14 protein-coding genes are annotated in these 20,900 nt (G+C 33.9%); 2 read left to right on the top strand and 12 right to left on the bottom strand.

The annotated features are described in order from the left end of the window. Positions 1 to 321: 321 nt before the first annotated feature. The 6 genes from BSF42_RS18060 to BSF42_RS18035 all read right to left on the bottom strand — a co-directional run bounded on the left by BSF42_RS18060 (position 322) and on the right by BSF42_RS18035 (position 11,559). A complete protein-coding gene (locus BSF42_RS18060; protein ID WP_253251107.1) occupies positions 322 to 3,663 on the bottom strand; it encodes a glycoside hydrolase family 2 TIM barrel-domain containing protein in 3,342 nt (1,113 codons plus the stop codon). 142 nt (positions 3,664 to 3,805) lie between these two features. Continuing rightward, positions 3,806 to 4,933, bottom strand: coding sequence for a glycosylase (locus tag BSF42_RS18055; RefSeq protein WP_095954495.1), 1,128 nt, complete (start codon positions 4,931 to 4,933; stop codon positions 3,806 to 3,808). 160 nt (positions 4,934 to 5,093) lie between these two features. After that, a complete protein-coding gene (locus tag BSF42_RS18050; protein WP_095954494.1) occupies positions 5,094 to 6,773 on the bottom strand; it encodes a hypothetical protein in 1,680 nt (559 codons plus the stop codon). A 330-nt stretch (positions 6,774 to 7,103) separates the two neighbouring features. Further along, the gene (locus BSF42_RS18045; protein ID WP_095954493.1) at positions 7,104 to 9,290 is read right to left on the bottom strand and encodes a family 78 glycoside hydrolase catalytic domain; all 2,187 of its coding nucleotides are present in this window, start codon (positions 9,288 to 9,290) and stop codon (positions 7,104 to 7,106) included. Positions 9,291 to 9,603: 313 nt separating this feature from the next. Further along, the gene (locus BSF42_RS18040) at positions 9,604 to 10,608 is read right to left on the bottom strand and encodes a hypothetical protein (RefSeq protein ID WP_095954492.1); all 1,005 of its coding nucleotides are present in this window, start codon (positions 10,606 to 10,608) and stop codon (positions 9,604 to 9,606) included. 135 nt (positions 10,609 to 10,743) lie between these two features. Continuing rightward, on the bottom strand, positions 10,744 to 11,559 hold the full coding sequence (locus BSF42_RS18035; RefSeq protein ID WP_095954491.1) for a helix-turn-helix transcriptional regulator: 816 nt from the start codon (positions 11,557 to 11,559) through the stop codon (positions 10,744 to 10,746). Between the two features lie 101 nt (positions 11,560 to 11,660). Between BSF42_RS18035 and BSF42_RS18030 the strand changes: the two genes are divergently transcribed. Further along, on the top strand, positions 11,661 to 12,869 hold the full coding sequence (locus BSF42_RS18030; RefSeq protein WP_095954490.1) for an MFS transporter: 1,209 nt from the start codon (positions 11,661 to 11,663) through the stop codon (positions 12,867 to 12,869). A gap of 56 nt (positions 12,870 to 12,925) precedes the next feature. On the opposite strand, the gene BSF42_RS18025 is transcribed toward BSF42_RS18030, so the two are convergent. Both BSF42_RS18025 and BSF42_RS18020 read right to left on the bottom strand, forming a co-directional pair. Further along, entirely contained in the window at positions 12,926 to 13,849 is a 924-nt protein-coding gene (locus BSF42_RS18025) for a hypothetical protein (RefSeq protein WP_141248477.1), read from the bottom strand. Between the two features lie 158 nt (positions 13,850 to 14,007). After that, a complete protein-coding gene (locus tag BSF42_RS18020) occupies positions 14,008 to 14,211 on the bottom strand; it encodes a SymE family type I addiction module toxin (protein ID WP_095954488.1) in 204 nt (67 codons plus the stop codon). 163 nt (positions 14,212 to 14,374) lie between these two features. Here BSF42_RS18020 and BSF42_RS18015 point away from each other — a divergent pair, with 163 nt between their 5' ends. Continuing rightward, entirely contained in the window at positions 14,375 to 14,587 is a 213-nt protein-coding gene (locus BSF42_RS18015; protein ID WP_095954487.1) for a helix-turn-helix transcriptional regulator, read from the top strand. Between the two features lie 49 nt (positions 14,588 to 14,636). Here the strand turns inward: BSF42_RS18015 and BSF42_RS18010 are convergent, their stop codons facing one another. From BSF42_RS18010 to BSF42_RS17995, 4 genes are all read right to left on the bottom strand, one after another. Continuing rightward, positions 14,637 to 15,461 (bottom strand): hypothetical protein, encoded by an 825-nt coding sequence (locus BSF42_RS18010; RefSeq protein WP_095954486.1) that lies wholly within the window; start codon positions 15,459 to 15,461, stop codon positions 14,637 to 14,639. Positions 15,462 to 15,528: 67 nt separating this feature from the next. Then, a complete protein-coding gene (locus BSF42_RS18005) occupies positions 15,529 to 17,109 on the bottom strand; it encodes a sodium:solute symporter (protein WP_095954485.1) in 1,581 nt (526 codons plus the stop codon). Beyond that, positions 17,106 to 18,170: a Gfo/Idh/MocA family protein gene (locus BSF42_RS18000; protein WP_095954484.1), complete on the bottom strand. Its 1,065-nt coding sequence runs from the start codon at positions 18,168 to 18,170 to the stop codon at positions 17,106 to 17,108. Before BSF42_RS18000 ends, BSF42_RS18005 begins: the two co-directional genes overlap by 4 nt. 138 nt (positions 18,171 to 18,308) lie before the next feature. Further along, positions 18,309 to 20,780: an L-rhamnose mutarotase gene (locus BSF42_RS17995; protein WP_253251106.1), complete on the bottom strand. Its 2,472-nt coding sequence runs from the start codon at positions 20,778 to 20,780 to the stop codon at positions 18,309 to 18,311. Positions 20,781 to 20,900 lie beyond the last annotated feature (120 nt).

The following is a 20,900-nucleotide window of genomic DNA, read 5'->3' as shown; positions in this document are numbered from 1 at the left end:
GGGTGATTCTTCCTTTGTCGAAATTGACAAACTATACTTATACTCTATTTTTAATACAAAAACCTAATACGTTTTAATCCCGAGTCTTCGAGACTGTTGGGTTTAATTTTTCATTCCAAAACATAACCAATGGTTGAAACCATTGGGACGTAACGTGATTATTCGAAACGTTTCCCGAGGTTGAAACCTCGGGCTATGTTTGATATTGAATCCTTAATTTTGTCGAGTTTCTTTTATTTTTAATTTCTAATTTTTGATTTTTGATTCTCTTAAACGAAAATACCTAACAGGTTTTGTAAACCTGTTAGGATAGATCGTAACTTAATATTTGAATTTCTTCAAGTTATTTTCTAATTCATTTTTTGAACCGCTGAAAGGCACTAAATAAAAACTATATTCATAATCTCCCGATTTAATTTGATATTGCTCTAATGGCTGTGCGACTGATGTCCAACTGTCGTTTCCTCCCACTCCCATTTGAACTAAATCAATATTTACGGTTAAAAATCCAGGATCTTTTAATTCGTAGGTATGTGTTGCTGCGCTTAGGTTTTCCTGTGTGTATGGCCATGCGCTCATGCTTAGAACTTTTGAATCGTTTACCACCAAGAATCCTTTATTTTTTTGTGGCGTTGTTAGTGCCATCCATCTTACATCACAGCGGTTTCCATTTTCCTGCGGTTTTACATAATGCTCGATAAAATCATTAATTGGAAGCGAATATTTCCCCACAAACGAACCGAAACTTCTGTCGCTGTAATTTTCTAATTCTCCTTTTCCGTACCACGAAATCTGGTCGAATTTTCTTTGAACGCCCATCTGCATTCCGATTTTTGGAATGTTTGGCAGTTTGTTTGAAGCTTTTAAACTATAATCTACTTTTATCAATCCGTTTGGTAAAATGTTGTACACTACATTTACGCTCGCGCTGTCTTTTATAATTTCGTAATCGCTTGTAATTTTAATTTCCGGAGCTGATTTGTCTATTTTAATGTTGACCAATTTTGGTTTTGCTTTGTACCATTGTTTCAGCACTTTTTGTGATTTCCAACCTCTTTTATCGTTATCCGTAAGCGGTCTTACGAAGTTTGGAAGCAACGGAGCAAAAACTTGTTCTTCTCCGTTAAAAATATAAGAACTCAAAGCTCCGTTTGTTTTGCTGATAGTAACATCGAAAGTTTTTCCTTTGATTTTAAAATCTGAATCTGATTCTGAAACGTTTAAAATTTCTTTTTTGGATTCAGGAGAAACCGTTTCTTTCTTTTTCAGCACAAATTGATCTTCCGCGACAGCGTAACCTTTTGAAGCCCAAAGTTCCTCTTTTGAAAGCTGGAATTCTATATTTAAAATATATTCAGCATCGGCTTTCATTTTTGGAAGATACTGGCTTATATTCAATGTTGTAGATTCTCCCGCTTCTACTTTTAAGGGTTTTAAAAACTGAGTTTTAATCACGTTTCCGTTTTCCAAAACTTTTAAAACTGGAATATAATCTTCTAATGATTTAACCGACTGTCGATTTTTAATTTCTAACTGATTTCCATTTAAAGTCGAAATCGCGGGCTGATACACCCATTTATTCTCAAAAATTGATCCTTTTGGTTTTCCGTTAGAATCTACAATTCCTTTTGTATTGAAGTTTCCATCATGGTATTTTTCGCCAAAATCTCCTCCGTGTGCGAAATATTCCTGACCTGATCTTGAGTCAAATTTAACTAATCCCTGATCTTTAAATTCCCAAATACAGCCTCCGATAACTCTTGGAAGCGAACGGAATTCATCCCATAATTCTTTTAAATTTCCAACTGAATTTCCCATCGCATGAGAATATTCCACAAAAATAATTGGTCGTGTATCTTTCTTTTGATCAACTAAAAATTTAGGTGTAAAAACGCCCGGATAAAAACGGCTGACCATATCAACATAAGAATCATCCTGCGGATTTTCGAATCGATAAGCGTGATCGATTGTTTTTGGATATCCCGGATCAAGCGGATCGATATAGCCGTCTAATTTTGCATTTCCTTGCGCGGGCTCATAATGCACAGGACGCGTGATATCGAAATCGTGAACCCAGCCCGACATTGCTGCGTGATTTGGTCCTTTGCCGCCTTCATTACCTAAACTCCACATCACGACCGACGGATGGTTTTTATCTCTTTCGACCATTCGGGTCATGCGCTCCATGTAAGCATTTGTCCAAAGCGGATCGTTGCTTAATTTACCGCCAATTCCGTGTGTTTCCTGATTGGCTTCGTCCATAACCATGATTCCGTATTGATCGCATAATTCATAGAAGTAAGGATCGTTTGGATAGTGGCTTGTACGTATAAAGTTGAAATTGAACTTCTTAATCGTTGTTATATCTTGTTTGATGTCTTCTCTCGTAACGGCTTTTCCACGAGTTGGATGATGATCGTGACGATTGACTCCATATACATAAGTTTCTTTTCCGTTGATGAGCATTTTTCCGTTTTCTTTTGAGAATTCAATTGAACGGAAACCTACTTTACAGCTTTTTGCATCGGTAACGTTGCCATTTTTATCTTTTATGGAAAGAACCATTGTATATAAATTCGGCTCTTCTGAACTCCATTTCTTCGGATTTTTAATAGTTTCCTGAAAAAACCCAAAACGTACATTATCCAAACGAGGATAACTTTCGTTGATTAAATCGATTACTGGTCTCTGAAGCGGTTCTTTGAACATTGCCGTATTATTGGCATCGTACAACTGAACATTCATTGTATAATCTTTGATTTTTTCTCCAGTCAAATTCTCCACTTTCGGACGTAGTTTAAAAATCGCATCTGTGTATTGTTTGTCTAATTTGGTTTGAACAAAGAAATCCTGAATGCGTAATTTTGGCTCTGCCATAATAAAAACTTCACGTTGGATTCCGCTTACACGCCAGTGATCCTGATCTTCTAAATAAGAGCCATCTGCCCAGCGGATTACCTGAACCGAAACTACATTTTCGCCTTCTTTTAAATAGGGTGTAATATCAAATTCTGACGGCAGAAAACTGTCTTCGCCATAACCTAAAAATTCTCCGTTTAACCAAACCTGAAATCCTGAGCTTACGGCTCCAAAATGAAGCGTAACGGTCATATCTTTCCAGTTTGCAGGAACGGTAAAACTACGCTGATAAGAACCTACTCCGTTGTAATCTTTTGGGATATAAGGCGGATTTATTGGTCTAAACGGATAAACGGCACTTTTGTAAATTGGATTGTCATAACCTTTCATTTCCCAGTTTGACGGAACTTCTATTTTATCCCAACCTGAAACTGTGTTTTTGTAGAAATCTTTTGATGCTTCTTTTAGATTTACGGCATATTTAAAATCCCAATCGCCGTTGAGCATTTGGATTCGGCTTTTGGTTCTGTCGCCTTTTAAAGCGTCTTCAATACTTGTATATGAATATGCGGTCGCTCTTGAAGACTGTCTGTTGATGCTTGTAACCGTTGGGTCTTCCCATGGTGCAAATTGGTATTTTTTGTGTAATTCTGGAATACCAGCTGGTTCTCCTGTTACGGATTGGGCGTTCGTGTAAGTTGTAAATAGTAAAATTACAGTCAAAAAGTCGAAAGTCGAAAGTCGAAAGTTGAAAAATTGCTGAATGTGATTTGACTTAAACATTGATTTTATATTGTATTTCATTGTTGTTGTTTCAGATGTTCCTACGGAACATAAATGCGTATTAATTTCGCTTCTTCTACCGACCAGTGCCTCCTAACGGAGTCTCTTTTGTCAAATATTATCATTTTTATAAAGAGTCTTAAGTGTATCTCATAACTCATAACTACTTCTTAACCTTCTCCGGCGGTGCCACAAAATTCAATTTACTTGTTCCTATGTCTTTCGAAGTTGCAACGGCAATTCCTCTTTGTTCTGCTTTGTTTACGGCGCAGTAAAAATGATAGACAACGCCATCATGTTTTACAACAAATGATTTATGAGCAAACATATCATCATAAGGTTCAGATGATTTAATCAAATCGTCGCCTTTCCAATCTGTCCAGTTTACTAAATCATTCGAAACTGCAAAACGGTTAAACGCACCTTGATTCCAACCTGTCCAAAAAGCTCCAAAATAGAACATCACCCAGGTATCATTTATACGCTGAATATAGGCATCTCCAGAAATTCCTTTATGATGATTGATTAAAGGTTTATCGCCATAACGCTCCCATTTTTTCATATCATTCGATACCGCCATAGCAATACGCTCTGCACCTTTAGCAGGATTTAAACTATCACCTCGCGCATTGTAATACATGATAAAATTGTGTCCTGTAACTTTGTCCTTATCGCGAATCACACTGTTTTTGTACATCGTACTATTATCCCACCATCTGGCGTCTTTGTCTTTTGGCGTTAAAACCGGATTTTCTAATCTTTGAAATTCGTGTGGTTTTGTTGGTGCTTCTTTGGTATAAGCCATTCCTATTGATAAAACGCCTGCTTCGTAACCTTTGCTGTCTCCTCCAAAATAACTCATCCAATATTTACCTTCGTATTTTTCCCATTCGTAGCTTCCGCCCCAAGCTGGATCTTGTAACGACATGTATCCCGCTTTTTGATTAACATCCCAATGTTTTTCGTTTTCTGAGAAAGACATTACTTTTCCTAAATATTTCCAATCTAAAAGGTTGTCACTTTCTGCTAACCAAGTTTCATAACCTCTTCCATCATAAATTAAATAGGTCATAAACCATTTACCATCTTTTCTAAATACACTCGGACAATCCATTTTATAGGAGTTGTCTGTCGGAACCATTACTAAACCGTATTTATAAGGTGTTTTAATTTCGTTGTAGATCTCCTTCATTACGTTTTCGGTAATGTCTCGTTTTTTATATTTGGTTGCACAGCTTGTTAGGGCAAGTACTGTAATGGCGATTAATACGTATTTAATTTTATTTTTCATTTTTGTGTTGTTATACAAAATGTGGTTTTGAACGCTGATGACGCGGATTTACTTCGTAAAGACGCGGATAAAAACGGATTTTTATTTTATTTTGTTTCTCTCGCAGATTTTGCTGATTTCTTTATCTGCTTGATCTGCAAAATCTGCGGGAAACTTTAATTTATTTTTTCAATTCTGATAATCTTGTTTCCATTACATCTTTGTTCAATTTAACTTTTACCATTCCTGTAGGATGAAATCTTCTTTTTAAGTCGATTGCGTTATACACAATTGTGTAAACATCATTTCCTTCTGGGATTAAGCACAATGGCGTTCTCATAATATCCCACCATTTATTAACTTTGGTTTCTATTGGTAAATATCTTGCTTCTGACCATTTAATACCGTCTGCAGATAAGGAATACGCAATCATATTGGGTAAATGATGTCCCCAGCCATCTGGGCCTCCATCAAAAATAGCGATGTACAGACCGTTTGGCAATTGGCTTACAATTGGATTTTCTACAAACTGCGGATGCATTGTTTTAATGGGTTCCAATCCTTTGTTCATTCTCTGCCAAGGGCCTTCTAAACTTTTTGATTCGGCCAAAGCCACAAACCAGCCTTTCCCTGATTTCTTCGGATAATCTGCCCAGGAATTAAACGGATATGCTCCGCTGTAGAATCCGAAATATTTATCGCCGACTTTATATGGAAAAAATGAAGCTACACCCTGACGCCCTTCCCAAGGCTGAGAATCCAATCCTGGTTCCATAATGATTCCCATATCTTTATAAGGGCCACCAATTCCGTTAATTCCTTCTACGGTAGATTCACATCTCCAGATTCTTCCAAAAGAATGATTTGGTTCTATTTCTTTACTCACCGTATAAGCCAAATAATAGCCGTACCATTTGTTTGCCTTTTCGTTAAAAACCGGCATATACGACCAAATTGCGGCACGGCGATCATTCATTGGGTTATCATCTTCGGTAACGGCATAAGTTCCACTAGCCTGATAGATTGTTGATTCTCTTTTCCAAGTGATGGCATCTTTACTTGTCCAGTGTCCAATTTTTGTCTTCACACGATCGTAATAATAATCTACACCAATTTCGCCCGCTCTTTCCGTTGGAAACATATGATACGTATCACCTACTTTTACCACGCGTCCACCCTCAAATCCTCCCTGAATTCCTTCTGTTCCAGACATTCCTTCATCAATAACCGGTCTATTTTCGCCGCCAATAATTTCAAAAAGAGGTTTTTCATCTGAAAATCCTTCAACAATAAAAGTTGGGTTCCATAGTTTTCCGTCCGGAAGTTCTGCGTTTCTTTTTTCTAATTTCTGAGAAGCTTTTACAACTCCTAAAACTGTAAATAAACCTTTTCCAGGATTTATAGTTTGAGTTCCTTTTGAATAGGAAATTGCATACACATTTACGGGAGGCAAACCTGTAATTGTTATTCCATTTTCTAATATTAATTTGGCTTTCGCCGAATTATTAAATTGAAGATATTCGGGATTTCCTTTTTCCTGAAAAACGCCAATTAATACCTGAACATTATCTTTAAACTTTAACTGTAAAGGTGAATTTGTTCCGTTTTTATATTTATCCAAAGGAAGTTCGATTCCTTGTAAACCTTCTAATTCGGGAGCTAACCGAACAATATTATGTTTGCTTCCTGAAAAAACATGAGCGTATTGCGTGGTTTTGAATGTTTTGTAATTTGATTTTACAACTTCAAAAGATGCTGGTTTCCAAGCGGTAGTTTGTGCTGATACTTGAATGCAGAAAATCAACAGCATTACGAAAGCAGTTTTTAATTTAAAATTGTATTTTTTATTTTTTGATAACATTGTTTTTTTATTTTTTATTGACTTCAGAATTTCTTCAATCTTGTCATTTCTACGAAGGAGAAATCTTCATTAGAAACTCTACAAAGATTGGCGACATTCTGTGTGGAGCTACTTGTGGAGATTTCTCCTTCGTCGAAATGACAAAACTCACGTGACAATCTTTGTGGTTACGAGTGTGATTCCTCCTTTCACTCGGAATGACAAACTAGACGTTTATAAACTAACTGCTAATCACTAAGAACTAAACTAATCACTAAGGACTAATCACTAATCACTAAGGACTAATCACTAATCACTAAGAACTAATTACTAATCACTATGAACTAATTACTAAAAAGCCCTATAACTCACTTTATATTCCACATTCGGTTTAACCGTTAACTGATATTTATTTTTCGATAATTCTGTAATTATTCCTGAGTTTGTTTTTGGTTTGCTTGCACTTTCAAAAATTAATTTTCCTTGTCCCTCACTTGCTTTTACCTTAATTTCTTTGCTACTGCAATACAATGAAACTTCACCGTTTGGAGTTGGTACTTTTCCTTCCATCCATTTTAAACCTCCAAGATTCGGTTTGATTTCATATTCAGTATATCCTGGTGCGGTTGGTTTTACACCCAAATAATATTTTCCTAATAAATAAATCGGACTGGCTCCCCAAGCATGACAGAGACTTTTCCCGTAAGGACGTCCGTACATAGTTAAATGCTCTGTTTCTTTTTTGTTCGGATTGTATTCTTCCCAGAAAGATGTAGCGCCCTCATTCAGCATTCCGCCCCAATAATCTTTCATTTCTTTTAAAACATAATTCTGTTCGCCCATAGCACACAAGGCTTCCAACTCGTAAAAACGCATGTAAGGTGTTGTGATTTGAAGAACATCTTTATTCAGTAACACTTTATTTTTTACACTTTGTTTTTGTTCTTCAGTAAAATAATTGAAAAAAATACCGAACATATTAGCATATCTGGTTACAATATTTTGCATTTTACCGTCGATACGCTGGTGCTTCATGACGTTTTCTTTTTTATCCCAAAACACATCAAATAATTTCGTTTTTAAATCATCCCCTAATTTTTGATATTGTTTTTGATCTTCACTTTCACCTGCAATTTTAGCACTAACCGCCATAGCTTCTAAACTTCTCGCTAAAAGCATTTGCTCAAAACTAACCTCGCCGGTTTTTGGTAATCCGTCTGCCCAATCAATAAAAACCCAATCGCCTTCTAATGGTTCAAGGAATCCGTTTTTATTTCTTCTTTCTAAACAGAAATCCATAAGTGATTTCATTCTTGGATAAAAAGTTTTGATGAATTTGGTATCGCCTGTATGTAAGTAGTAATCGTAAACTCCTACAAACCAATAGAGCGAATAATCCATTATAATATTTACGTGAGCCGTTACAGGATTTTTTCCGCGAAGCGCTAAAAGCGTTCGTTCTACAGAAGCCGAATCAAAGAATAAATAATAATTCATTAAATAACTTTGATAAGCATCGCCAGACCAAACCCAACGGTCGCGTTTTATTCCGTCTATAAAAAATTCGCGAGTTGTTAAATGCATCGTATATGCCGACACATCCCAAATTTTATTCAATTGTTCATCCGAAGATTTGAAAGCTCCACGATAATCTAATGGTAAATATTCATAAAGCATCGAAATCGAATCGTATTTTACTGTTGCATCAGTTTGTACCTGAACATAGCGAAATGCTTTCGATCCGTCGTGTGTATAGGTTTGAGACTGGTTTCCATCAAAAGATAAATGATCTAAAGTTTCGCATCTGGCAGAATCCAAAGCTTCTTCACGAGATTCGCCATAATAAAGTGCTACTTTACCTTTTCCTTTTAAACCGTGAATTTTAATATAACCAAAAGTTTCTTTACCAAAATCTACCAGCTCTCCATTTCCTATTTTTTCTGTTTTTTTGGCACTCAAAGGTTTGGTTGTCAGTTTAAACTCAGAAGGTTTATTTTCTGGTGAATTAAAATTCCAAGAACCCACGGGAACCCAAGGTGTACCAGATTGTTGTGCTTTTCCAGTTTCATCGATCCAAAGTTTATCTTCATTGGTTACTTTCCAGTATGCATCAGATTTTACATATTTTCCATTAATATAAATCGCAGGCAGTACTTCTTGATTGTATACTTTAAATGAAATTTTGTGTTTTCCAGAAGGAATTTTTATTGATTTAGGCTGTCCGTAAATTTGAACACCATCTAAAAGTAATTGAAAAGGTCCTTCTGAGTAGATTTTTACGTCGTCTGGTTCCGGAATATCTACTTCTGTTTGAAAAGTTACCAAGGCATACGGACTGTAATATTGCCAAAGCGGTGGAAATACTGCTTCGCGTTCTGTGCGTCTTACCTGCATTTTATTGCTTAAACAAACTTCAAAATCTCCTGGATACCAGATCCATGTCGCTTCTTTTGGTTTTTCTTGTGCTGATAACAACGAACAATAAAAAAAGGCAACAAAAAGAAGTAAAGTCTTAAAAATGGAAAAGCGGTTTTGCATAGTAAGTTTATTTTGGGACTAAAGATAAGTGTTATCTTTACATTTCACAACCTGCACTATCCTGCTATTTCATAAAAAATAATACTTTTTGATAATTTTTTAAGGGAAAAATTATGGCTTATCACTTTTTTAGTATTAAAAAAAAGTGATGTTTAAAAAAAACATATAAGTTTCAAATTAGATTTTTAATATAGAATTCTCTAAATTATGTTAGCCTAAATTTTATTTTAATATTCCAATTTATAGTAAATAATTTAATATCCTATGTAGAATATAGAATATAAAACTATAAAATTAATAAAAAATAAAGCTTTTAGTCTTCAATTGAATTTGACAAATATTTGTTAACATCCATAGTTAATCTATCTATTAAAGTTTCTAATACCTTTTCTTTTGAATCTTTTAATAAATCTGCAGTCTTTAAAGCTAAGCTAATGTTTTGAGTAATTACTAGCTTTTGATGATACTGTGACATTTTAAGTATTGTTTTATTATATAAGTAGAAAAAAATTGCTGCAATAAATTGACTTAATACACCGGCAGCAGTTGCAACATAGCCTGAATCATTATTTTCTCTATTATACATTAAAATAATACCTGTTATTATAACTAAAAATCCAACAATTGAAGCAATAGCAGATATCCAAAAACTTTTATCAGCCTGCTCTTGTGTTTGAAGATAGTACTGATCTAAATATTTAAAATTTATTTGAACCAATTGCGTAAAAAAATCTTTCTCATCTTCAGAGTTAAGATTTTGTTTTAACTCAGTTGCACCGATTTCAATAAGTTTTAACTTGTTTTTTGAAATTTTAGCCTTACCAATAAATAATGACAAGCCATAAAATAAAAAATAATAAATGAGTAGTACAGCACCTCCAATTAAAGCGCCAATAATTACATCTTTAATATTCTTATTTTTCATACTTTCCTCAATTGAAGAAACTTTTTTATCAATTTCGTTAAAAGCATTTTTTACTTCTTTTTGAGAAATTTTTTCTGAAGTTTTTTCTCCAAAACTATCATAGGAATATTCCAAAATTTCATGATCTTTTTTATACTTTTTTATTATATATTTCGAATATTCACTTTTGTCTAAAAAAGAACTTATTTTAATATCTCTTTCAAACCCATAATTTGTATAATTTGTATAATATGATATGCCACCGCCAAAAAGCATACCTATTAATCCTAATACTATTATAATTTTAATATTAAAAATTTTCTTATGTGAAGCCTCTATCTCTTGAATCTCTTTTTGTAAAATTCTAATTTCAACTTGTTTTTCTAAATAAGACTCTTGCTCTTTTGCTTCCATTTAATATATAAAATAATATAAATTTAACTTAAATACGTAAAAAAAACTAAAATTAAATAGATTTGATTAAAAACCAAAATTTATTACTTTTTTGATCATATTACTTAACAAAAATATAAACATCCATTTTTAACTCTAAGCAGAAATTTTATCCTCATTTTCATCTTCTAAAATATAGTTAGAAGGTGTTTTGCCCAAATGCTTTTTAAACATATAAATAAAAGCACTCGCTGTTTCGTAACCTAAATCTAAAGCGATTTCTTTTATGGATTGTTTTTCGCCTAATCTTTTAATAGCTTCCAGTAATTTCATTCGGGTGCGCCAATCGCTGAAATTCATTCCCAATTCTTTGATAAACAATCGGGATAATGTTCTGGTGCTCATAAAAGAAAGTTCGGCGTAATATTCTATAGTGTTTTTGCTTGAAACGTCATCCATTAAAAGTTCAACTACTTTTTGTAATCTTTCGTGATTGGTTGTTGGCAGAAAGGTTGCACTTGGCTCAATTAAAGCTAATTCATCCAAAAAAACAGAAATGATTCTTTTTTGTGGCGGAGTGAGATTTCCTTCTATTCCAAAAGAAATGATTTTGAAAACCAACTGCTTTAAAAACATCGGAATATCAAATGAAAAACTGTTTGTCGGCAATCCTTCCATTGCAGAGGGATCGATAAACACGCTGTAATAATTAACGTCTTTTTGAAAAGTGACCTGATGCTCTACTCCGCCCGGAAGCCACAAACCCTGTAACGGATTTACCACCCAAATATGATTCCCTACTACGACATTCATTACACCACGCGTAGCATAAATAAGCTGACCTCTGGGATGCGAGTGCGAGATGCACATTTCGTTGGTTACCATTTCGGTATATCCAATAATAGGTATTGATGGATCTATTTTGTATCCATGCTCCTGTGCTATTCGATATGTCCGAATCTGGTTATTCATTGTCCAAATATAGCAATTCTGACATTACTATTCTTTTAATCTTTGCAAAAAATAATACAGCTGTTGTTTTTAAACCTAATTTTAAAATCAAAAAATATCTCATGGACACTATTAAAGCAAATCCTGACATACTTAAAAAAACCACTTATTCGATCTTATTTATCATAAGTTTTTCTCATTTAATTAATGATCTTTTACAAGCTGTTGTACCATCAATTTATCCGCTGTTAAAAGAAAATTTTAACTTGAGTTTTTCTCAAATCGGAATCATCACTTTTACGTACCAAATCGTAGCTTCAATTTTACAGCCGTTTGTGGGAATGTATACCGATAAAAATTCCAAACCATATTCGCTGATTGTCGGTATGTGTTTTACAATGACTGGACTTTTCTTGGTTTCGATTGCTTCAACCTTTACTTATCTATTATTATCAGTAAGTTTAATCGGAATTGGATCTTCTATTTTTCATCCAGAATCATCTAGAGTAGCACATTTAGCCTCAGGTGGAAAAAAAGGTTTGGCGCAGTCTATCTTCCAATTAGGAGGAAATGCAGGAAGTGCTATTGGTCCGTTATTGGCGGCATTTATCGTTATTCCGCACGGACAATCTTATATCGCTTGGTTTTGTATTATTGCATTAGTTGGCGTTTTTACTTTGTATAAAATTGCAATTTGGTACACTGCACATTTATCCGAAAGAAATGCCAATAAAGTTTCTCATCAGGTTGAGACACATCATCTATCTAAAAACAGGGTAATTGCTTCGTTGATCATTTTATTAGTTTTGATTTTCTCTAAGTATTTCTATATGAGTAGCATTACCAGTTATTATACTTTCTTTTTGATTGATAAATTTCATATTACGATTCAACAATCACAAGTATATTTATTTTTATTCTCTGGTGCTGTTGCTGCAGGAACTTTAATTGGTGGACCAATTGGAGACCGATACGGAAGAAAATATGTAATCTGGGTTTCGATTCTTGGGGTTGCTCCTTTCACTATGCTTCTTCCTTATGTTTCTTTATTTTGGGTTGGAACTTTATCTGTAATCATCGGGTTGATTCTTTCTTCGGCATTCTCAGCAATTTTAGTTTACGCAACTGAATTAATGCCTGGGAAAGTTGGACTTGTTGCTGGTCTTTTCTTCGGATTTGCTTTCGGAATGGGTGGTTTAGGTTCTGCTATTTTAGGGAAAATTGCTGATAGTACAAGTATAGAATATGTATTTAGAATTTGTGCGTTCCTGCCTTTAATTGGTATTATTACCGGATTTTTACCTAATCTTGAAAAAAAGAATAAAAACTAAACTATAAAGATGTATAAAAACAAAATGCTCTAAAATATTTTTAGAGCATTTTGTTTTTATATTAACTTCTTGTTTAAAGTGTACTTTTCTTTTTCTTTGGAAGTCATTTCTTTAGAAAAAACTTCATCGTTATATTTTACAATGTACTTTTTATCGCCAGATATGTTCTGATATCCATCTGCAGTATAAAAAATTGGTAAAACCGATTTTTCAACTATTTTAAGCTTTTTACCATCTATACTTTCTACTTCTTCACTAGAAAAATAATACACATTAAATTTAAAAACATGGTAATTATCACTATCAACTATATCATCCACCACACCAAGGACCGAACCAGGATAAACTTGATCATTAAGCCTTACAACCAATAAATTGTCATCAACACCTGTATAAGATGCATTTGTTCCATCAGCATGATCAATTATAATTTCTGTTCTAAAGACTGTATTTCCTTTATCTGAGACTGTAAATTTTCTTATTTCACTTACTATACCTTTTCTCATTGCACATATAGTGTCCTTGTTTTTAGAGTATACCGTATAGTTTTTCCAAATCTCAGGTTTTACATTATATTTAAAGGATTCATATATTGTAACTTCCTTTTTCTCTTTAAATGGAAGAAAGTATACAACGCTGTTATCTAATATAGGCTTTATAGAACCTTTTTTATAACTATATGTATAAGAACAATAAATTGGTTTTTCTTTGTCAATCGGAACTAATTTAAAAAGCGTTCCTGAATTGTCTTTTAAATTTAAATTATAAGTTTTTCTAAATGCCGAAATATCTTCAACATTCGACGCACTTTCTAATTCAAATTCCACAAAATAATTACCAGATACCGATTTTGTATAATTGTATTCTACACTATTATCTCCTTTTTTGACACTAGTAATGAAAATCTTCTGATTTTGAGAAGAAATATTATTAATAGAAATAAGAGACAAAATTAAAACTGCTAATATACTCTTTGACATAATTACATTTTTATCATTAAACATTATTTAAAAAGCGATGCAAATGTAATATAAAAACTACAAATAAATTTAAAATATACGAAAAATATTATATTTAACTATTTATACCTAACTGATTTTGCGTAATTGAAAAGGGGTCTTTTTGAGATAGATGCTTTTTATGGGGTTTTAATTTCATTATTGGTTGTAATAATAATTTTATTTTGCTGATGTTCAATCGTTACAAAATTCCCGTAATTAAAACCGATTTTCTGAAGCCATTTTCCGCAAAGACGTATTTCTGGAAATATAACGTATCGATGATATGATCTTGCAATATGTTTTGGCTGGATTTTTAATCGTCTTTTCGCTGATTGTTTCATTATATTTTTATTTCATTGAAACAAAAATAGTAAAAATTATACTACAAATAATATTTTTAAGACAATAAATTATGGTTTTAGGGCAATTTTAAGTATTTGAAGTATTCTTTTTATTATATTTAAATTATAAGATATTTGCATGAAATGTCAATAAATCAACATTGTGTCGAAACTTAAATTAAATAGAATAAAAGTTGTTTTGGTTGAAAACAATCGAACCAGTAAAGAATTAGCCAATCATTTAGGTAAAACTGTATCGACTGTTTCGCGTTGGTGTACAAATGAAGCTCAGCCTTCTATTGAAACGCTTTATGAGGTTTCTAAATATTTGAAGGTTGATATTCGGGAGTTGTTGGTTTCAACTTCTGAGAAATAATAAAAAAACGCTTTCTTATTCGGAAAGCGCCTTTATCTATATTTTAATTCTAAATAACTTTTTCAGTTAATCTATAGTCAATTTCATTAATTAATTTCTCAAATTCAAATAAATTAGAATTCTGGAGTTCATACATATCAGAATGTTGAAATTTTTCAAAGTCTTCAAAACTCCGATAATCAAGTAAAAATTGTCCAACTACATTCTCTTCTTCATCATGCTTTTGAATAAACAATTTTTCAATTTTTTCTAAATAGTATTTTCTAAATAAAATTGAGTATGCCATTTTACCATCACTATTTTCATAGGGCATCAATAAATCATTATATCCTTCGGGAAATTTTGTCGAGATTTTAGCTGTGCCTTTTCCAAATTTACATTTTCTTTTACTATTATATTTTTTTTTATCAGGAAAAAGGGTATGAACAATTTTAGTGTCCTTGTAAGTTAGTAGATGATACTTTTCTTTATTTTCATTATCTAAAAATCCAGTAAATTTATCAAATGTCTCTGGTCTATTATTTTTTGAAACATTCTTATTTTCTTCACAAAATATGAGATCTGCAATTTTTACATAATCTACAATAGGTATCATTTTTGGATTAAATTTACTTGGATCATCTAATTTTAAGCGTTCCTCAAAAGACATCCAATAGTTTTTAAATGATAGAAAACTATGTCTTTCATTTAAATGTTTAAAACCTGTAAAATCATTCCCTACAATAAAGATAAGTTTATTATTTTTTGAAATAGTTTTTATAGAAATATGCATAGCATATCCATCAATAACATGAGTATCAAAATAATATTCTAAATTAACATTTGCCTCTTTTTCAATCAAAAACAACTCTTCATTAGTCAAAAGTACTTCCATAAATATACCTATTATTACACTTACGTCATTTTATAAAATAAACATGCAATATAAAAATAAGTATTTATTAATTCCCATTAAAAACCAAATACAAAACCAAAATCACCAACCCCAGTAACCCAAACAAAAGCTTTACCTTTTTACTAGTTTTAGGAATATCCGTTTCATCTGAAAAGTTAACCTCAGGATTTTTATCCGTTAAAGAAATAATAACTGCTGCAATTAAAAGCACAGCAAAAATGTAAAATGAGATTAACAAAAAGTGAGGCCAAACCGGATATTTATCGGCAGGAAAAATCCATAAATACAGAACTCCAACGAATAAACTAAAAGCAGAACCCCAAGAAAGTGTAGCATTTACTGCTTTTTTTGTAGTGCGTTTCCAAAAAACACTCAGCAAAAACACAACCGATAAAGACGGCGCTAAGAATCCTAAAACCGCCTGAAAAATATTAAACAGATTCTGCCCTTTAATATTGTCAATTGCAACAGCAATCAGAATCGCAAAAACACATCCAGCAGCAATTGTTAAACGCCCAATTTTAATTTGATCTTTAATAGTCGCATTTGGGTTGATTTTCTTTACATAGATATCATTTGTAAAAACGGTACTTAAAGCGTTTAAAGAAGAACCAATTGTACCTACCAAAACTGCAATCATCACACAGATTACCAAACCATTCATTCCACTTGGAAATAAGTTGGTAACCATTGTCATATAAGCTAAGTCTGAGTTGCTTCCTAATTCTGGATATAATGCATAACATAAAATTCCAGGAAGAATAAACAACGGCAGAGCCATTACTTTTAACCAGCCAATAAAGTTTACACCCAATTGTCCCTGCTCTAAGTTCTTTGCTCCTAAAACACTCTGCACCATCGATTGATCGGTACAGAAAAATGCAACTGCAGCAACCGGATATCCTAATAAAATAGCAGGCCAAGGATAATGGGCATCATCTGAAGGTCGTACTAAATTCCAAAAATTAGAAGGTGTTTTCGCAATTAAAACATCTATTCCGCCCAGTTTTTGCAAACCTAAATAAGAAAGCGTCAGCGAAACTACAATCAGCAGAATCATCTGAAAAACATTGACTTTTGCAATTGCTTTTAATCCTCCGGCAAAGGTAAATATTCCTGAAAAAATTACTAAAACCGTAACGCTCTGCCACATCGGAATTCCCAAAATCTGACGCACTAAAACGCCCCCACTGAATAATCCCAAAGACAACCAGCTTACCAATATTTTTACCATAGCATACCACGCCAAAATATTCTGCGTACTGTCGCCGTAGCGTTTCCCCATATATTCGGGCATTGTACTTACTTTACTTGCAATATATTTGGGTGCAAAAACCATCGCCAAAAGCAGTAAAAATACAAACGCATACCACTCAAAATTTCCGGCTACAATTCCCGTAGCATAACCAATACTTGCAAAGGCCAATAATGATGAAGGACCAACATTGGTTCCCCACATATTAAATCCGATACTGTACCAGCTCAAGGAGTTAGAAGCTAAAAATAATGTTTCGTTTTTCTTGCTCTGTTTTACGCTTACCACATAACCAATGACCAATAAAGTCACCAGATACACGGCAACGATTATAAAATCTAGCGTTGTTAATTTATCGTAGATACTGTTCATAGTCCGTATTCATTAAGAATATCGGCAATTTTAACCGGCATTCCTGTTTGCAAAGATTTATCCATTGCCTGAAGCAATGCCACGGTTCCAATTCCTTCTTCCATGTTTGGATAAGCCTCAAAATTCTGCTCGATACTATGTGCAAAATATTCTAAGTAATTCTGATATTCACCGCCATGATGACTTTGCCCTTCAAAACGGAAATAATATTTTAAAGTACTATCGCCCCAAGTAATCACTTTTTCTTCACCCGTTTTATCTGTAACGGCGTAACGCAATTCGTGATAATCTGCCTGACTTGCCCCTTCTGTTGCTCTTAAAATCGTGCTCATGCCACTGTCTCTTTGGGCTGGCTGAGTCGGCGAGGTATACACACCGCTTACTCTGGCAATTCTTCCATCAGTTGCTTTAAAGATAAAGTGCATAGTATCTTCATTCTTTAAGCCCGCATTTTGTCCGTTACTGCTGATCATTCCGTACCCCATTACTTCCTGAATATTTGGAAGATACCATCTAATGAAATCCACAGGATGACTCAAACCTCCGTACAGCCATTTAAATGATTGCAAAAGCGACCATTCTTTCTTTAAAAACCATCTGTGATCGGCATGATATTGCGCTTCAATTGTAATTAAATCTCCAATTAAACCGGCTTCAAAATCAGCTCTTTGTCTTTTTGCAGGTTCGAAGAAACGAGAACTTTGACCAATGAAAACTTTCTTTCCAGATGTTTTGCTCAATTCTAACAGCTCTTTGACATCAGAAAGATCGTCTATAAAAGGTTTTGTACAAACAACGTGTTTTCCGTGCAGTAAAGCTTGTTTAACATGCTGCGCGTGCAGGTGATCTGGTGTATAAATTGCAATGATATCAATTGAATCATCTTTTAAGATATCGTCGTAATTGGTTGTATACGAATGAAAATCGAACTCTTTTGCTCTTTGCTTACACAAATCTTCGTTTCTGTCGCATATTTTTACAAGCTCTAATTTTGAACTTTCTATAGCGGCCGACATCGTGCTTCGTCCTTCTCCAAGTCCTAGAATGGCTATTTTTAACATTGGTGTGGTTATTTTAGATTGTTGATTTTAGATTTTAGATTATTCCGAAATCTTCTTTGAGATTAGTTTTGTTTTTTCTCACGCAGATTAGGCAGATTGAGCAGATTTAGATTTTTTCTTTGCTCTTTTTTCTTTGTTCTATTTTTTCTCCTCTACACTCACTTTATTCAAGAAAATCCAGGTTTCATCTGGTTTTGCGCCTTCAATTCCGGTTTGGTATTTTTTCATTAAAGCGTTCCATTCGTCTACACGCGGATTGTTTTGTGTTGTTTTCGGATTTAGCTTATCCAGATTTTCTCCTTTCGGAATACTGATAACCAAGATTAATTGTCTGTCTTTTTTGAAAACCTGCAATTGTTGAAAATCGGCATTACAGAAACCTTTTGCTACTTCAGGCCATTTTTCAAATTGTGTCGTATGATAATCTACATATTCTTTTTGCAGTTTTTCATCAGCAGGTAAATTGGCAGTCAAAACTACATTTTCCCAATCTGAGGCTGGTTTAGAATCTTTACATCTTTCGAAGTTTTGGAAATCGTAAACCAGATTATCGTAAATTTTTATTTCTAAAGAAGGAAAAGCCAAAGCCAGTTTTCGCTTTGTTCTTTCCGGCTGATTCATTTTTCCGTAAATCACCAAATGATTTTTCCATTGGTATAATTCCTGACCTACAATTCTAAAACCAACTAATGTCGATTTGATTTTTTCGAGATCAAAATCAGAACCTATTAATTCAATTGCATACGGTTTTGGCATTTCTTGCAATCCCCAAGCTTCATCAATTACGACTTCTTTTTCTAAAGCTGCATAAGGTGCTCTGATTCCGGAAGCATCTTTAATTTTAGTACTTACATACGGATCGTTGTGTTCCCAAATATTTCCTTTTGGACCATTATGGTTTTTTAAGATTTTCTTCTCTGCAATCCAGTTGTTTTTAATCGTAAAACCTTCACTTCCTTCATCGGTATACAAATACAACCATAAAAACGGATCATGTGCATACGGACTATTGTAAACTTTGTCAATGTAATTTTCTTCGATTCGGCTGTTGGGTTGTGCCGAAAGTGTATAAATTCCGGCAACATCATGTAAATGTTTCGCATAATGATGAATTTTATTCGCTAGAATTTTATTGTTCTGCATCACGTTTGGCGTGTGCGTCCATCCCCATCCCATTGCCATTCCAGAATACGATACATCCGAAATTTCGTTGTGTTCAATAGTAATATTTCGAACAAAGCCTGCACTGATTCCAAGCGTTCCCCAATCTTCATTGGTTACATTGGTAATTAAATTATCCGCAATTACTTCATCGGAGCACATTTCTCTTTCGTCTTTTATAACCAAAGGCAAATGCGCTTCAAAAGCTTCTTCAGAGAAAATGCCGACATTGATGGCACTTCCGCCTATGTCTTTAAATAAATTTCCTTTTATGGTATTGTGATTGGTTCCTTTATTTAAATCTAAACCTGTCGAAGACAAATGCTCAAAACGACACGATTCAAACTGAATATTATTAGAATAATTTACTTCGACCGCAGCACGAGGTCTTCCTACCCAAGCCTGATTTTCTAAACTCGCCTGATTTGGCGTTCCGGGAACTTTCAATTTATAAGCATCCAGCAAATACATTCCTGACTGTAAAGGCACATGCCCTTGCTCTGACGGACGAAGCCAGTTGCTGTACTGAAACGAAATTCCTTTAAATCTAAAATAACTTACAGGCGAATCAATCGTTCCCTTTACTTCAACTAAATTTTCTAAAACGGGAGCAGTAATTTTTACCGAATTAATATCTTCTCCAGCTCTTGGGATATAATAGATTTTAGCATTTTTTTTATCCAAAAACCATTCTCCAGGTTCGTTCAATAATGAAATGGCATTGTTTAAATGAAAAGCAGAATTTCCGTTGTTTTTAGAAATCCACGGAGCAGGCCACGGGTGTTCACTTTGAATACGGCTTTCTGGTTCTTCAAACGAAAGTCGGGCGCTGTCTTTTTGTACCTCAATATTTTTAATTCGAAGATTGGCAATCGACCACCATTGTACAATAAACATTTCCATTCCAGGCTCAAACTTAACCGATTTATCTTTAAACGGAATCCAGCAGGTCTGCGATTGATGATCCCATGACAGAATCCTGTCCATTGTATTTCCTGCTGTATTTTTAGCTCTCACGGCTTTCTTTCCGTTTACCCACAATTGTCTGTAATTGATCAGCGAACCTGCTTTTTGAGGAGCATCTGCAACCCAGAAAGTTCCTTTTTTGCCATTTAAAACACCAACTTTTTTCCAGTTTTTGATTTCAATTCCACCGCTTATAATTGGTTTTGCATTTACATCGGCTTCAATTGTTGTCGGGCTGTCGGCAGTTCCAGAATCCTCTGGCCTAACAAATAAAGGTTCGTTTAAATAATACGTTCCGTTCATTACCATAATTCGGATTCCGTCTTTTATAGATGCATCTTTTAATCGGCGAAGTTCTCTGGCTTTTCGCATTGCCATTTGAACCGTTGCCAGCGGATTTGTTTTTGTTCCGAGGTTGGAATCGTTTCCAGACGGCGACACCCAAATTTCAGCAGCATCTGCTGAAAATACTGTGAATGCCATTAGAAAAACAACTAGTAATTTGTTGAAAGGAATTAAACGCATTATTTATAGTATTGATTTTTTTCTTAGGATAAAATTACGAGGCATTAATTTAAAACAGTATTAAATTTACAAATAAAT

It is taken from the genome of Flavobacterium sp. ACN6 (assembly GCF_002304005.1).
Taxonomy (GTDB): domain Bacteria; phylum Bacteroidota; class Bacteroidia; order Flavobacteriales; family Flavobacteriaceae; genus Flavobacterium.
Note: the sequence above shows the minus strand (reverse complement) of the source record. Positions and strands in the feature narration are given on the sequence as shown.

What these genes read in the sequence shown, in the direction of transcription:
- BSF42_RS18050 (WP_095954494.1), bottom strand. Translation starts at nt 6,773, where the DNA reads ATGTTATCAAAAAATAAAAAATACAATTTTAAATTAAAAACTGCTTTC.
- BSF42_RS18005 (WP_095954485.1), bottom strand. Translation starts at nt 17,109, where the DNA reads ATGAACAGTATCTACGATAAATTAACAACGCTAGATTTTATAATCGTT.
- BSF42_RS18045 (WP_095954493.1), bottom strand. Translation starts at nt 9,290, where the DNA reads ATGCAAAACCGCTTTTCCATTTTTAAGACTTTACTTCTTTTTGTTGCC.
- BSF42_RS18010 (WP_095954486.1), bottom strand. Translation starts at nt 15,461, where the DNA reads ATGGAAGTACTTTTGACTAATGAAGAGTTGTTTTTGATTGAAAAAGAG.
- BSF42_RS18025 (WP_141248477.1), bottom strand. Translation starts at nt 13,849, where the DNA reads ATGTCAAAGAGTATATTAGCAGTTTTAATTTTGTCTCTTATTTCTATT.
- BSF42_RS17995 (WP_253251106.1), bottom strand. Translation starts at nt 20,780, where the DNA reads ATGGCATTCACAGTATTTTCAGCAGATGCTGCTGAAATTTGGGTGTCG.
- BSF42_RS18030 (WP_095954490.1), top strand. Translation starts at nt 11,661, where the DNA reads ATGGACACTATTAAAGCAAATCCTGACATACTTAAAAAAACCACTTAT.
- BSF42_RS18060 (WP_253251107.1), bottom strand. Translation starts at nt 3,663, where the DNA reads ATGAAATACAATATAAAATCAATGTTTAAGTCAAATCACATTCAGCAA.
- BSF42_RS18020 (WP_095954488.1), bottom strand. Translation starts at nt 14,211, where the DNA reads ATGAAACAATCAGCGAAAAGACGATTAAAAATCCAGCCAAAACATATT.
- BSF42_RS18040 (WP_095954492.1), bottom strand. Translation starts at nt 10,608, where the DNA reads ATGGAAGCAAAAGAGCAAGAGTCTTATTTAGAAAAACAAGTTGAAATT.
- BSF42_RS18035 (WP_095954491.1), bottom strand. Translation starts at nt 11,559, where the DNA reads ATGAATAACCAGATTCGGACATATCGAATAGCACAGGAGCATGGATAC.
- BSF42_RS18055 (WP_095954495.1), bottom strand. Translation starts at nt 4,933, where the DNA reads ATGAAAAATAAAATTAAATACGTATTAATCGCCATTACAGTACTTGCC.
- BSF42_RS18000 (WP_095954484.1), bottom strand. Translation starts at nt 18,170, where the DNA reads ATGTTAAAAATAGCCATTCTAGGACTTGGAGAAGGACGAAGCACGATG.